Origin of the sequence: Brevibacillus daliensis, from assembly GCF_021245735.1 — a bacterium.
GTDB lineage: Bacteria > Bacillota > Bacilli > Brevibacillales > Brevibacillaceae > Brevibacillus_B > Brevibacillus_B daliensis.
In genome coordinates this window covers 1-13,175 of record NZ_JAJISB010000056.1, presented here as the reverse complement: position 1 = coordinate 13,175, position 13,175 = coordinate 1, and the positions used below count along the sequence as shown (strand labels likewise).

Below are 13,175 nucleotides of genomic sequence, written 5' to 3'. Positions count from 1 at the left end.
CTTAACCAAGATGTGTCCATGAAACTATACTAACTCCAAAATAGATAATCTAATGTGTGTTGTACATATAAGAAAAAACTATCAAAATTATGAAGTTTCATTCGGCGGAGCGTCGAATTCTCTTTTCTTTTTTATTCATGTTCTTGATAAAAGCATGGGATTAAGGTTTATTTATGTACAAGAAAGCAGAGAACTACAATATTATCTGATAGGGCGAGAAGGTTGATATATTAGTAAAGTTAATAAGTAATTAAATTGAAGGGGAGTAGAAATATTCAGGTTATTACATTCTGCATTTCAAACTCCAGTTCGAGAGGCTCTTTATTTCGTGTATTAGCCATATTGCTAACCTTATATTTAATTACAATATGTTACTATGTACATAGGTAAATATAACTAGGGGTGGTTAGGTTTACATAATGTCATTTTAGAATCATTTATAGATAAGAGTATTTAACTAGTCAATAAGAAGGTGTTTAAATATGAACAAATACGGAGATGTTGCTATCAGGGCTGTAAATTTAATATATGAAAAGTAGATTTTAGAATCACTTTCTGCATGGAATACAGCGGCAACAGAAGTTTTTGGTGAAGGAACTCGGGCACAAAGAAAGGCGTGTCCAAAGAATGCTTTTCTTGGCTTGTGTGAAGCTGGATTAATTTGTGGTGTCGAACAAGGGAAATATACTAATAGAAGTAAGCTATATAAAAATAAGAAATATGCTATTCAAGTAGTTCAGATATTAAGAGAGAGACCGGTGTTAGCTGAAGATAAGCTAGGATTGTGAGAGTAGTTGTGAATGGAGTGGAAATGTCACACAATTCTCAAATTGACGTTGTTTATTCTCTCTGGAAAAATAACTTAATTGTAGTGGAGTAAAATATAAATTCCTAGACAAATGTATGATAATAAATACAAAATGGCTTGGGTAAAGGCAATAGCAGAAATAGCAATTGAAATTGAAGAGTTGTTATTACAAAGGTGAGGGTCATCAAAAACTGACCAAATAAAGGGGGGGATATTATGATTCTTAAACATTTGACTATTGAAAATTTTAGGAACTTTGAAAATGTGAATATAGATTTAACTAATCGCAATATTGTTTTCGGGTTAAATGATATTGGTAAGAGTAATTTCCTATCTGCTATAAGGTTCTTACTAGATAGAAACTTCAGAAGAAATGGTTTCATGGATTCAGATTTCTACAATAAAGATACAAATAGACAAATTGTTATTACTCTTAAAATTGAGATTGCCGATGAAGAAAATGATGATAACAAGAAAATTTATACGATGATGAGTGGTGCTATTCCTTCAGGTGCTAAAGAAATCTACATTCAACTTAAATCAGTATATAATGGAGAATCTCTTTTAGGAGAACCAAATCTCTTTTGGGGTATTGATTTAGATGATTTAGAGGAAATCCCAAGTAGTCAGTCGTATTATGAATTAGATAAATACTTAAATATAGTATACATAGACTCATCAATTCAACTAGAGAATACATTCAAGAGATATTCAAAAGAGATTCTGAAGGATGAGTCAAGTTTAAGTGAAACAGAAAGAAAAGTACTTAGCACACATATTAAAAATCTTAATACGAGTGTAGGTAAGTTGAGTACGATTAAGGCATTTGAAAAGGAATTGGTAGACGAGTATAAGAAATTTAAAGATGATAAGAACTTCAATGTTTCTATTCAATCTGAAATTGAATTAAGTAATATTCATAGTAAACTCACACCATATATACTAGATGAAAAATTAGAAAACTACCCAACTTCTGGTGATGGTAGAAAGAAAATTCTTGCGTATACGCTTCTTACACTTGAGAATCGTAGATTAGAAGAAAGGAAAATTAATATTTTTCTGATTGAAGAACTAGAGAATCATTTACATAGGTCAATGCAGATTGCATTGTCCTATCAGATTTTTTCTGATGAGATATTTAAGTATCTATTTATGACAACACATTCATCGCTAATTGTAAGTCAAATGGATGACGTTAACCTAATCAAGCTATTTAAGGAAAATACAGTGGTAGGGAAATCTTTCATCTATAAAGTTCCTGAAGATTATAAAACTTTAAAACAAAAACTAAATCAGAACTTGGCAGAAGCAATATATGCAGATGTGGTTTTGCTTGTTGAGGGACCATCAGAGAAGATACTGTTCGAACGAATACTAAAAGATAAGTGTGAACGGTATGAGAGTTTAGGCGGTTATATTCTTGAAGTAGATGGTATCAACTTTAAAGAATACTATACCGTATTAACTGCACTTGGTATTAAAGTGATAGTTAAAACTGATAATGACCTTAAGAAAGTAAAAGGAAAACCAGAGTGTAATCTTTTAGGAATTAACAGATGTCAAAGGCTGATTGATGGAGGTGAAAAAAAGAATCTAACAGGCATTGACCCAAAAAGTTATGAGAAAGATTCTAATTACATAGTTGAAAAAAAGAAGTTTGTCTTTAGTAGATATCCTAAAACAATTGAGAGATTAAAAGACAACAATATTTATTTATCGAGGGTTGATTTAGAAAATGATTTGTATGAAGTTATTCCTAGGATTATGGATAGATTAGCTAAGAAAAATAATAGTGCAAAAAGTGGTGTGGATTATTTGCAAAGTGCAAAACTAATTAACATGATTGAATTAAGTACGAGTATTAGTAATCATGGAATAGACAAGATTTATAAACATGAGAGATTTGAGTGTTTGAAAGTGTTGGTGGACTTATGTTGCCGGTAGATAGAGATATTAGGGAAGAAATCCTCACAACAGAAGGTAATATTGTAATAAGTGCTAGTGCGGGAACAGGGAAAACATACACTACTATACAACGAATTATCCAAGATGCAGAGAAGAATAATAGCTATCAAACATTCGCAGCTGTTACTTTTACACGAAAAGCAGCGAAGGAGATAATAAATAGACTTGGTCCCAATAAGGGTGAAGGTTATGTCGGAACAAATGATAATTTTATTTGGTTAGAGATAATTCAACCATTCATGTATGATGTATACGGTATGGATTTCAAGAAAAAAATCAAACCTGACTTCAATGACGAAAATCAAATTAATACTTTTGATGAAGGTATAGAGAAGATTAGGAAGACGCAATTGATGTGTAAGTATCGTAATAAAAAGGAAAACTTTGCATTCCAGTTGGCGTTAAAAATTTTAAAGGGTTCTCAATCTTCTAGACGATTTTTGAAAGCAAAGTATTATCGGATTTACGTTGATGAGTACCAAGACAGTGACGTAGATATGCACAACTTCTTTATGTATTTATGCGATGAGCTCGATATTCCATTGTTTATTGTCGGGGATTCTAAGCAGTCTATATATGGCTGGCGAGGAGCTTATAGTGATGGATTTACTGGGCTATTTAATAAACAATCCTTCAAGACATTTGAATTATGGCATAACTTCAGGTCAAACAAAGTAATTCAAAATTACTCAAATATATTCATGAAGAGTGTGAGAAAGCATTATCAGCAGACAGAATTTAAGGATGAGGTAATTGCTTTTAAGTACACTATTGATAGTGAAGCTATTGACTATATAAAAGAATGGATTGATGTTAGTAAGAAATGTGCCTTTTTAAACTTTAGCAATGATAATTCAGAGATCTGGAGTGAACGTTTAAGTAGCGTTGGTATTCCATTCGTTTTTATTCCTAGTTCTCCATTGGATAATTCTAATCTTGAAAGTGAGCATATTTGGGTAGCAAGAGCTATTGCTCACTATTTATTACAATATAGATTTAGTGAGTATGATTTTTGGGATGAAATTCCGATGCCAGAAGCTTACAGATTTTTTGACATTAAGAGGCTGCTAAAAGAAATTAAGGATTCGCAGAATGACTGTTGCTTCCATGAAGAGAACTGTATTAAATTGTATGAATACCTCGGTTACAGTGAAGATTTAGATACAACCAAGAATGAGATAGGTATATTATATAAAGTAGTAAATGATGAGAAATACATCGCAACCTACAATCAAGACCGATACAAATTAACTTCTGGTACAATTCATTCATCTAAAGGACTTGAGTTTGAGCAAGTAATAATAAATGCTCGAGATTTTAACATGACAAGAGATGGTATTAATTTTTTACATTACGTTGCAATTTCTAGACCAGAAGAAAGGTTATTAATAATTGCTCAAAATAGCTTCATGGACAGATATAAAGGATATATCGAAAATGTAATATCGGAAACACAGAAGTTAGGAATTAAAATTGAGCTAGAAAATGTTATTAAAATTATTGAGTAAGTGAAGCTGATTAACGAAAATGATCTTATAGTTCTTGCCGCTCATTATGCAGGGGAGGCTTAGATAGAAAAAAAGCAAGTCTATTAATTGGACTTGCTTTTATACAAATATAAGGTCACTAGATTTTTATGATATTATACGTAATGTTTAATCAAACTATGTAGTCAATAAATACGAGATTATTGGAGATTCTACTAATTAAATGTTAGGCTAATAGCTGATATACTTATCAGAACTAGCTTTTTAAAGGATTGCTTGTGGAGTCATTACTATTGTATTATTTGCTTAATTTATTAATTTGACAATATGATTCAGACCACCATATAATTGTGAATGAAACAACAATAGGAAAGTGGTTAACCAAAAAAAACCTTGATATATCAACGATCTACAAGCTCAGTTGGGAGAGCACCATCTTGACAGGGTGGGGGTCGCTGGTTCGAACCCAGTCCGGATCACCATATAAACGCTTATAACGGCGCGGTATCTCAAAAAGAGAGATCGCGCTTTTTGCATGAAAAAAAGAGGTTTGCAAACAAATTGCAAACCTTTATCCTACTAAAGTGCTTTTTTGTCGTTTTCTTTGTCATTATCTTTATTGAAAAGTGAGTCTCCAAATTGCTTAGCTGCTTCGCTCTGCATGTTAGGAAGAACGTGTGAATAGGTGTCTAATGTAATTCGGATGTTTGTATGTCCAAGGCGTTCTTGAGCAATCTTAGGATGCACTCCTTTTTTAAGTAATAAAGTTGCGTGGGAATGTCTAATGTCATGGAAACGTATTTTTGGAACGTCAGCCTTTTCCAACAAGCGGTAATATGTGCGAATCAGGTTTCTTGGTAAAACCTTTGTCCCAATCGAAGTACATACGACTAAATCGTTATCTTGGTAAATCGATCGGGCCATCATTTTCTCTTGAGCAATTCTTCTTTTGTGTTGCTTCAGTTCAACAACGGTTTGTTCGGGAAAAGCTATTGACCGCTGGGCACTTTTGGTTTTCGGTTCCTGTAACTCATCGCCTTTATTGAAAAGGGTCTGCTGAACTGATAGCTCACCGTTTTCAAAGTCTATGTCTTTCCATCGGAGTCCAAGAATCTCCCCGCGTCTCATCCAAGAAAAAAAGCAATGTAAAGTCTATCTTCCCTTGCCACATCTAGAAACTGTATAACTTCTTTCTCGTTCCAAACCTCCATTTTCTTTTTGCTGTATCGTGGTTTATCAACCAATTTTGTAACGTTTTTTGCAACAAAACCTCGTTCGTGGGCACGAGTCAGAACAGAATTTATGATTGTATGGATCTTAGATATAACTTCGTCCGATAAAGGAGACTCATCATTCTTAAGCTTTCTATAGAATGCTTCAATGTGCATAGGATTCAACTTTGATAGTTCATATTTTCCAAGCTGTGGAAGAATATGAGTGTTAACGAGCCATTCATAGTTGCGATATGTAGAACTACGTACACTCATTTTTTTGTTTTCTAACCAAGACTATTTTTTCAGCCATAGCTTTCTCGGCTTCCTTTTTAGTTGTGAAACCGGAGAACCATTTCTGTTGTCGTTTGCCTGTAGTTTCATCCTTGCCAAGATCTAGAACAAAACACCACTTGTCACTCCTTTTTCTTACGTGACCTTTCATAGTACAACCTCCTACATTAATGGCTACTTTCTTTTAAGATAACGAACTTTATTGAAGAGAATGGTTATAAATATAGGAATATACGTTCTGGTTTATAGTTAAAAGAAAAGCCCAAAATGGGTAAGATGGTAAATTTACGCTATCTACTTCCTAAATACATTCATCTGAAGGAATTCTTCATTGTTCCTAATCTAATACAGAATGTATGTTCTTGTTTTAGGTATTAAAAAAGTCAAATTTGTAAGTATTATCAATTACTCACTCATTTGAGCTTTTTGTAAGGCTAGTCTAATTACAAGTCCAGTTAGACCAACTGTATAAAAGGTAGCAAAGAGAAAAACATACTTTCTATGGATTCATTTAAATGCATGATTTTCTAATAAAAATGAGGGATGAAGCAAATGAGCATAATCAACAAAGATGATTTGACCGTATCGTTTTAAGGAAATGAATATAGGTTTTCAAGGATGGATATAGACATATCAAAAGAGTTCGGAAAGTCAGAAGTACTATCATCATGACGCACGAAATTGAGGGGTTCGAAGTACCATTGTACCTAGTAGAAGAAATAGAGGATGAAGATAACATCGGATTCTTTTTTGGGATGAAGGTAGGACAAACAGGGCTGTTCGTTACTCTTCAAGACGAGTTTGTTTATGATCAGGCAACAAACCTTGTCTTTTATGTAGTTGAAACTATCGAAGGAGGCAGCCAATGAGCAGAGAGATTGATGCTAAGTCATAAGAAAAGCCCCCGTTAGGAGGCGATAATGCATCTAGGTGCACCAAATATGTTCTATGTTGCACATAGGTTCAGCAGCACCTACAGCACCAGAAATAGACATAATCATTGCAACTGCAAAAGTGATAGCTAGAAACTTTTTCATAGTCTCACCTCCAGTTTCTTAGAAAAGCCCCCGTTAGGAGGCGATTCTATTAATATGGCTCATAGCAACGTATCGGGGGTCCACCTCCACATTCTGGCTGTGCCGCAAAAGCAGCACCTGATATAGACATGATCATTGCAACAGCAAAAGTGATAGCTAGAAATTTTTTCATAATATCACCTCCAGTTTCTTAGAAAAGTCCCCGTTAGGAGATAATTCTATTAATTAATAAATTAATTAATCAAGCAAAGATTTGGATATTTTGGATTTGGGCAGATAAGATTATCATCTGGGCTAGTAGCAGAAGCAGCACCAGAAATGGACATAACCATCATGACTGTAAAGGCGATAGCCAGAAACTTTTTCATAGTCTCACCTCCAAACACAAAGGATAATAGAATATTTTGACAATAATATATCATATTTGTAATTATTTGGGAATACATCGAAATAAAAAAGCTCCCATTGGGAGCAACTACGATACAAGTGATGGTACAAATAAGACACAGTATCTATTTACAAAATTTGGGAATCTTTAAAGGTTCCCTCAATGTTAAATATCTATGTAGTTTAAACCACCTTTACTTAACTAAAGTGATTTTTTTGACTTTGTTTCATTCATTGCTTGATTCTTCTAAAGACCAGGTAACAATATCCTTATCAGCTAATCTTGGTGGTTCAACTAATTCAACAACATTTCTTGCTACTAACTGCCACTTTACAGCTTGTCCAATCGATTTTCTTAAAATTGAATGCATGTAGCGAATATAATCAGGTGACAATCCTTCAGCTGATAGTTCATTATAGAATTTTTGAATATGGGTTGGAGTTAACTGACTGAGTTTCAGGCTACCTAACTTTGGACATGGAAAATTTACAAACAACAATGAAAGAATGTCCATACTGTGGCTCAGATGAGGGCTATTACACGAAAATGTATACTTCTGGATCAGTTAAGTGCTATGTCGGTTTTGACGGGTCAGAGCGTGAAAATGGCGATATGTACGAAGGCTTAATTTATAAGGGCGGTAAAGTGGCGTACTGTGCTAGTTGCGATAAGAAGCTGTTTAAGCTGTATTAACACAATAGTTAGGGAGGAAAGCAAGTATGAACAGTGATAGATTTGAAACGCTGGATGAGAGTATGGGAATATTCATCAATCAAGGAACGCAAGCCACTGAAGATAGTGGATTCCAACAAGCTTTTATCATTTATTGAGGATAGTGAAATCCCGTTGTACATCAACAGAGGAAGATTCCAGCCGAATGATGACGGCAGATACTTATTCGAGCTTAAAACTCATATAAAGAGTGGCTTTTCTTGGGAAGTAGATATGCCATCCCTTCCACTTGAACAAGGTAGATATGTTAGTGAGGAAGGACAAAATATTCAGGACTTTCCACGGCTCTATGTAGACGGAAGTAGTTGGGTATGGAAGTATGCAACGGTAAAGAAAAAGCATCTAAATTATAGATTAGAAAGCGAGATCGCTGATTATGAAATTAGGATCAAAGAAATGAGACAACTCATCACGGAGTTGAAGGAATAAAGAGATTTTACACATTGTGTATTAAGAGAATGGAGGGAAAAGGTAAATGCAGCACTTAAAATGGGCATTGTTAATCGCTATCGATTGTAACTAGAATTCGAGCGACATCTAGGCATTCTGCGAACGGACGATTATAAATTTCGTCATCGAAGTATTCGATGAAAATGCCTTCTATATGTTTGGCCAACTCTTCAGGGGTGTTGTAGTTAGTTTGAAGGAGTTTAATAATCTCATTAATTTCAATTCGGTAATGATCGTGTTCGGGATCTATACCAACTAACCCAATAGGGTCCCATCGATCAATAATGTTTTTTACTTTAGCATAAATCAATTGATTCACCTCAAAATTTGGTCAGTCTAAGTATATTACCATAAAAAAGCGGACGTTAACTTATTAGTTAGGGAGGAATGAACGGTGAAAAAATGGATTGAAAAACCGTCTCCTAAAAGTAAGAGAATAGGTACTGGATGGTTCGGAGAATTAAATAGAGCTTACACAGATGGCGAGTATGCAGTTATGACTCGAAAGGTGCAAACAGAGTAGGGAGAAATTACTCACGCTTGTATTCGGAACGTAGAAAATACAGATATTCCTTGGGCAGAAAAGCAACGGATAAAAAATGAGTTATTTGGAACTGAACGGGTGGCGGTAGAGGTATTTCCTGCTCAAAGCGAGTTAGTAGATGAAGCAAATATGTATCACATCTGGTTATTACCAGCAGATATGAAATTACCTTTTTCGTTACAGTGAACACACGATTTGTAAATGGGGAGGTTTAGATCGGCAGGTAAGCTTGAAAAAATGCCGGTATCCCGTACGGAATAGATACCGGCATCAACTTCTATTCAAGTGTATAGTCGTAGCGAATGAAGCCTTTATGATGAGCAATTTTGTCATAAAGAGCACGTGCAGTGAAATTGTCCTGGCGGGTTTGCCAGTACAGTCCAGAAGCATTTTGTTCTCGTGCAGCTTGAGCGACTCGTTCTATAAGGGCGCGAGCCACCCCATGTCCGCGAGCAGTTTCGTCAACGAAGAGGTCTTGAAGGTAGCACACATCTTCTTTCCAGATGTTAGGCTGAAAAACGTAGTGGGTGATACCGATCAAGTTTCCATGAAGATGCGCACCGAAACCGAATATTCTATCACCAATGAGCAGGCGGTTCCAGATCTCGTCGTATTTGGAATCTGGGAGCTCTGTCTCGTAAAAGGCTTTGTAGCTTCGAGCCAATACGTCCCAACGTTTGCGATCCTCTGCTCTTAGCGGAGCGATGTCAAGCATGATGTGTTTGTTTGTTTTTTCAGCCATTTTAAAATCAAACCTCCTAGTTGTCACCATAAACGATTTATTAATTATAGTATCACGAATCTTTCACTTAATAAGGATGCAGAAAATCATTTCTATACCAGGTCAGATAGGGATAAGTCAAAATGTTACTTTTGTAGTTGGAATACTACTGGAGATTAGGAGAAAGAGAGTTCAAAACATTACTTGTGATAAGGAGAGTGCGGAATGAATTTCGTTGAGGGAGATGAAGTTCGTGCAATTAAAGATATCAAAGTAACGGACATTGAAGATGATCAATTTATTTACACTATCAAAGCAGGAGATATAGGCATCTTTAAAAGGAAATTCATCTGGGAATATTGGGATGGTAGTGAACGTTTTGAATTTGAATTTCCTAGCGGAGAGGTCTATATAACACCTGAGCAAGTAAATGAAGACGTGGAGAAAATAGAGGAGGCTACAGGGTGATCTGCTACTACTGTGAATCTATCGAAGCTACGACTACAAGATATGGACAACCAAGTTGTAAAGAATGTAATGAAACTGAAATAAGAGCGATTCAGAAACCTAAAGAAATGAGCGATCAAGATAAAGCGTTTCGTTTAAAACTAATGATGTCTGCTTTCAAACTTGCCTTTGAAGAAGATGAGGAGGAAGCCAATGAGCAGAGAGATTGAAGATTCAATATAAAAAGGGTACATAAAGTACCCTTCAAAAATTAACGCAACATATCAAACCAAGGACCAATTATACCATCTGGTTGAGCAGCACTTGCAACACCAGCAACAGACATAATCATTGCAACTGAAAAAGTGATAGCTAGAAACTTTTTCATAATCTCACCTCCAGTTTTTCAGAAAATCATCCTTTAATCTGGTGGTCTTTTGCAATACTTGGGTGGTTTACCACACCCTTGTGGTTCAGCAGCAAAAGAAGCACCAGCAACAGACATAATCATTGCAACTGCAAAAGTGATAGCTAAAAACTTTTTCATAATCTCACCTCCAGTTTTTAGAATAGCCCCCGTTAGGAGGCTTTCAAATTAATAGGCTTCACATTGTTGAAGAAGGGGTAATTTGATCCCACCACGCCATCCGCTACCGCCGCCACAATCAGGTCCAGCAGCAAAAGCAGCACTAGAAATAGAAGCAACGGATAAAGCCAGCAAAGCTACTACTAGAAACTTTTTCATATTCTCACCTCCAAATATAAAAGATTATAGAATGTTCTGACAATAATATATCATAATTGTAAATATTTGGGAATATAAGAAAATAAAAAAGCCTCCTCATCGGAAGTTCTGGAATATATGTTCGTCAAAACTATTATACCATGAGCAGATGGTGAGGGGGAATGAATGATGAACACAATGCAGGACCTTCTTCAAGAGTATAAAGAGACAAGAAAGCACTTAAGAAGAGTATATGCTGATTTGAGCGAATCAGTAAAAGTGCTAGATGAAGTGGCATTATCAGAAAGAAAATATCTATCTGAAATGATTAGCGATGTAGAGTATGTTATTGAATGGTTGGAGACAGGGCGTAGACCAGGTAGTAAACGTGGAATTGAAAGAAGAGCAGCATATGAAAGAGAAATTTCTATCGATCTAGTAAGGATGCAAGCGTTTGTGTATAGAGGAACAGCCGGAAGTCCTTGTAACCTTACCGAGTGGGAGAAATTTCAGTTAGAAGATGCATTAGCTTGTCTTACTGCAAGAGAAAGAGAATGTTATATTCTTACGCATGGTGAAGGATTTTCATTTGAGGAAACGGCTAGATTTTTGTGTATTTCGAAAAGTAGTATACAGACGCTTGTAACACGAGCACAAAATAAAATTGCAAATTGTGTAGCTACAAGCCTATTTCTTGTGGGATAGGTTTTTTGTTGAATATATATTGATTTGATATAATTTGTTTAAGAATTCTTATTTAGGAGCGATTTATGAGTAGAATCAATAGATCCAAAAAGTTAAAAAAAATATTTAAAAAATATACAAGTTGGAGAATTGCATTTTCAAAAGGTGAATGGAAATTATATGCTTTTTATTTAGAGCAAATAAAAATAGAAAATTTAGATGAATCTGATTTAAAATTTTTATTAAAACAAGTATCAATTAAAGAAACAGTATTTAAGGAACGTCACACATTTACCATATATTTTTCAATGTTAATATCGATAATTGGTGGACTTAGTATTCCATCTCTTATTAACGGAATGAATATTATTAAAGATGATTTACCAAAACATTCTACGATGATAGAAATTATTGATTATCTTTTGGACCTAAATAGAGGGGGAAAGATGATATTAAGTTCTTATTCTGCTATTTGTTTTATTCTGATTTTATTCGGTATTTATAGTGTATATTTCAAAATAAAATATAGATCAATAGTAACATTTAAAGAATCGCTTATAGCTACACTTAATGAAATATCTAATTAGGTAACTAATAATTAAAATATCAACTATATCCAAGCAACCTAATTTAATCGTAATAAAGAAAGAATTACAATAACATAAAAATTGTACATTTTTGTCATACGAAAGCCCACTATAAGTGAGAGGGTAAGAACACGAATTCTTTGTAAGAGGTGTTCGCTATGATGACTGGGATAGTCTTATTCGCTATATACCTGCTTGTAGGCTGTGTAGTGTGGTATTGGACGTTAGAAGGTAAAGACATAGAGTTATACAATATACGTGAGAAAGTGGTAGCCTTGGTGTTCTGGCTACCTATTTTTATTGTTGGGCTGATTTTCATGATTATTAAGAGGGAAGAGTAGTAGAAAAATAAACAAATAAGTATTTATTTTGTAAATTTATGGTAATATTAGTATAAATTTTATATGGAGGTTTTGGTATGAAGATTAAAAAGATTCTTCTTTCATCATGCGCAGTAGTAAGTCTATTGTCTATTTCTTCATCAGCTTTCGCAGCTGGGATTGATGGTAAAGAAATAGTGCAGTGTCCAGATCCAGCAAATACTGATGGATGCTAAAGCTTGAGATTTATCAAAGAGTAGCTAAAAAAGCACCTTAACCGGTGCTTTTTTCTTTTATCAACAAGGGGGATACATACAGTTTTACTAGAATACTTGTTTATCTCAAACCCAACAGAAATGACGTTATTAAAAGATAGTGCGTTTATAAACCGAGTGGCAAAATGCACATCAGAGGGGATTGCAAAAGCTATGGACCTATCAAAGAAACAAACCGATGGACACTGGGCAAAGAAAGCTCATGATGAGCTGCTAAACTCAGGTGTTATTAATACTGATCATTCACACGAGTTGGACGAGCCAATCAGCAGGGCAGAAGTAATATCAATTGCTAATAGAATCAGAAAAGGAGAGAAGTAATATGAATAAACAAGGGAATATTGTAGTGTTCGTTGTTGGTATGCTTGGAGCTGGTTAAACTTTTTATAGAGACATTGGGCTACAGCGTCATTTCTGATGATCAAATCAATACTATTGCAAATGGTGTTGCAGTAGGCGCAGCAGTGTTGGCAGCTACACTGAATAATTTTAAAAACAAAA

The 13,175-nt window shown here is 34.8% G+C and carries 21 protein-coding genes, 1 tRNA gene and 2 pseudogenes; 16 read left to right on the top strand and 8 right to left on the bottom strand.

All coding sequences use genetic code 11. The features are described from left to right. The first annotated feature begins 539 nt into the window (after positions 1–539). The 4 genes from LM917_RS24870 (at position 540) to LM917_RS23750 (ending at position 4,742) form a co-directional block, all read left to right on the top strand. Positions 540–788: a DUF6979 family protein gene (locus tag LM917_RS24870; protein WP_373688828.1), complete on the top strand. Its 249-nt coding sequence runs from the start codon at positions 540–542 to the stop codon at positions 786–788. A 236-nt stretch (positions 789–1,024) separates the two neighbouring features. Then, positions 1,025–2,752: an ATP-dependent nuclease gene (locus LM917_RS23760; protein ID WP_232700185.1), complete on the top strand. Its 1,728-nt coding sequence runs from the start codon at positions 1,025–1,027 to the stop codon at positions 2,750–2,752. Beyond that, entirely contained in the window at positions 2,716–4,281 is a 1,566-nt protein-coding gene (locus LM917_RS23755) for a UvrD-helicase domain-containing protein (protein WP_232700184.1), read from the top strand. The genes LM917_RS23760 and LM917_RS23755 overlap by 37 nt, the downstream gene beginning before the upstream one ends. 393 nt (positions 4,282–4,674) lie before the next feature. Continuing rightward, a tRNA-Val gene (locus LM917_RS23750) sits at positions 4,675–4,742 on the top strand. Positions 4,743–4,839: 97 nt separating this feature from the next. Here LM917_RS23750 and LM917_RS24935 read toward each other — a convergent pair. Further along, a pseudogene (locus LM917_RS24935) lies at positions 4,840–5,916 on the bottom strand (site-specific integrase). Positions 5,917–6,433: 517 nt separating this feature from the next. On the opposite strand from LM917_RS24935, the gene LM917_RS23730 reads away from it, so the two are divergent. After that, on the top strand, positions 6,434–6,634 hold the full coding sequence (locus tag LM917_RS23730) for a hypothetical protein (protein ID WP_232700180.1): 201 nt from the start codon (positions 6,434–6,436) through the stop codon (positions 6,632–6,634). A gap of 217 nt (positions 6,635–6,851) precedes the next feature. On the opposite strand, the gene LM917_RS24565 is transcribed toward LM917_RS23730, so the two are convergent. The 3 genes from LM917_RS24565 to LM917_RS23725 all read right to left on the bottom strand — a co-directional run bounded on the left by LM917_RS24565 (position 6,852) and on the right by LM917_RS23725 (position 7,704). Beyond that, the gene (locus tag LM917_RS24565; RefSeq protein ID WP_255668586.1) at positions 6,852–6,974 is read right to left on the bottom strand and encodes a hypothetical protein; all 123 of its coding nucleotides are present in this window, start codon (positions 6,972–6,974) and stop codon (positions 6,852–6,854) included. A 61-nt stretch (positions 6,975–7,035) separates the two neighbouring features. Continuing rightward, positions 7,036–7,170 carry a hypothetical protein gene (locus tag LM917_RS24560; protein WP_255668584.1) on the bottom strand — a complete coding sequence of 45 codons (135 nt, stop codon included), beginning with the start codon at positions 7,168–7,170 and terminating at the stop codon, positions 7,036–7,038. 246 nt (positions 7,171–7,416) lie between these two features. Beyond that, complete coding sequence (locus LM917_RS23725; protein WP_232700179.1) at positions 7,417–7,704, bottom strand: tyrosine-type recombinase/integrase; 288 nt, start codon at positions 7,702–7,704, stop codon at positions 7,417–7,419. 332 nt (positions 7,705–8,036) lie between these two features. Between LM917_RS23725 and LM917_RS23720 the strand changes: the two genes are divergently transcribed. Next, positions 8,037–8,351 carry a hypothetical protein gene (locus LM917_RS23720; RefSeq protein WP_232700178.1) on the top strand — a complete coding sequence of 105 codons (315 nt, stop codon included), beginning with the start codon at positions 8,037–8,039 and terminating at the stop codon, positions 8,349–8,351. A gap of 70 nt (positions 8,352–8,421) precedes the next feature. Here the strand turns inward: LM917_RS23720 and LM917_RS23715 are convergent, their stop codons facing one another. Beyond that, positions 8,422–8,682 (bottom strand): DUF1871 family protein, encoded by a 261-nt coding sequence (locus LM917_RS23715; RefSeq protein ID WP_232700177.1) that lies wholly within the window; start codon positions 8,680–8,682, stop codon positions 8,422–8,424. Positions 8,683–8,766: 84 nt separating this feature from the next. Between LM917_RS23715 and LM917_RS24555 the strand changes: the two genes are divergently transcribed. Together LM917_RS24555 and LM917_RS24910 are read left to right on the top strand one after the other, a co-directional pair. Further along, positions 8,767–8,895 carry a hypothetical protein gene (locus tag LM917_RS24555; RefSeq protein WP_255668580.1) on the top strand — a complete coding sequence of 43 codons (129 nt, stop codon included), beginning with the start codon at positions 8,767–8,769 and terminating at the stop codon, positions 8,893–8,895. 6 nt (positions 8,896–8,901) lie between these two features. Next, positions 8,902–9,102, top strand: a complete 201-nt coding sequence (locus tag LM917_RS24910) for a DUF7694 domain-containing protein (RefSeq protein ID WP_444876696.1) — start codon at positions 8,902–8,904, stop codon at positions 9,100–9,102. Between the two features lie 91 nt (positions 9,103–9,193). On the opposite strand, the gene LM917_RS23710 is transcribed toward LM917_RS24910, so the two are convergent. Then, positions 9,194–9,658 carry a GNAT family N-acetyltransferase gene (locus tag LM917_RS23710; RefSeq protein WP_232700176.1) on the bottom strand — a complete coding sequence of 155 codons (465 nt, stop codon included), beginning with the start codon at positions 9,656–9,658 and terminating at the stop codon, positions 9,194–9,196. A 204-nt stretch (positions 9,659–9,862) separates the two neighbouring features. Between LM917_RS23710 and LM917_RS23705 the strand changes: the two genes are divergently transcribed. Next, entirely contained in the window at positions 9,863–10,105 is a 243-nt protein-coding gene (locus LM917_RS23705) for a hypothetical protein (protein ID WP_232700175.1), read from the top strand. After that, positions 10,102–10,314: a hypothetical protein gene (locus LM917_RS23700; RefSeq protein ID WP_232700174.1), complete on the top strand. Its 213-nt coding sequence runs from the start codon at positions 10,102–10,104 to the stop codon at positions 10,312–10,314. Before LM917_RS23705 ends, LM917_RS23700 begins: the two co-directional genes overlap by 4 nt. Positions 10,315–10,505: 191 nt before the next feature. Here the strand turns inward: LM917_RS23700 and LM917_RS24550 are convergent, their stop codons facing one another. Beyond that, the gene (locus LM917_RS24550; protein ID WP_255668578.1) at positions 10,506–10,631 is read right to left on the bottom strand and encodes a hypothetical protein; all 126 of its coding nucleotides are present in this window, start codon (positions 10,629–10,631) and stop codon (positions 10,506–10,508) included. A gap of 48 nt (positions 10,632–10,679) precedes the next feature. Further along, positions 10,680–10,829 carry a hypothetical protein gene (locus LM917_RS23695; RefSeq protein WP_232700173.1) on the bottom strand — a complete coding sequence of 50 codons (150 nt, stop codon included), beginning with the start codon at positions 10,827–10,829 and terminating at the stop codon, positions 10,680–10,682. 165 nt (positions 10,830–10,994) lie between these two features. On the opposite strand from LM917_RS23695, the gene LM917_RS23690 reads away from it, so the two are divergent. From LM917_RS23690 to LM917_RS23670, 6 genes and pseudogenes are all read left to right on the top strand, one after another. Further along, positions 10,995–11,513, top strand: coding sequence for a sigma factor-like helix-turn-helix DNA-binding protein (locus tag LM917_RS23690; RefSeq protein WP_232700172.1), 519 nt, complete (start codon positions 10,995–10,997; stop codon positions 11,511–11,513). Between the two features lie 65 nt (positions 11,514–11,578). After that, positions 11,579–12,079, top strand: a complete 501-nt coding sequence (locus tag LM917_RS23685; RefSeq protein ID WP_232700171.1) for a hypothetical protein — start codon at positions 11,579–11,581, stop codon at positions 12,077–12,079. Between the two features lie 158 nt (positions 12,080–12,237). Beyond that, positions 12,238–12,420, top strand: coding sequence for a hypothetical protein (locus LM917_RS23680; protein WP_232700170.1), 183 nt, complete (start codon positions 12,238–12,240; stop codon positions 12,418–12,420). A gap of 77 nt (positions 12,421–12,497) precedes the next feature. Continuing rightward, positions 12,498–12,635, top strand: a complete 138-nt coding sequence (locus LM917_RS23675) for a hypothetical protein (protein ID WP_232700169.1) — start codon at positions 12,498–12,500, stop codon at positions 12,633–12,635. A gap of 57 nt (positions 12,636–12,692) precedes the next feature. Beyond that, positions 12,693–12,809 (top strand): annotated as a pseudogene (locus LM917_RS24865) (hypothetical protein); the annotation flags it as partial. A gap of 18 nt (positions 12,810–12,827) precedes the next feature. Continuing rightward, positions 12,828–12,995: a hypothetical protein gene (locus tag LM917_RS23670; RefSeq protein ID WP_232700168.1), complete on the top strand. Its 168-nt coding sequence runs from the start codon at positions 12,828–12,830 to the stop codon at positions 12,993–12,995. Positions 12,996–13,175 lie beyond the last annotated feature (180 nt).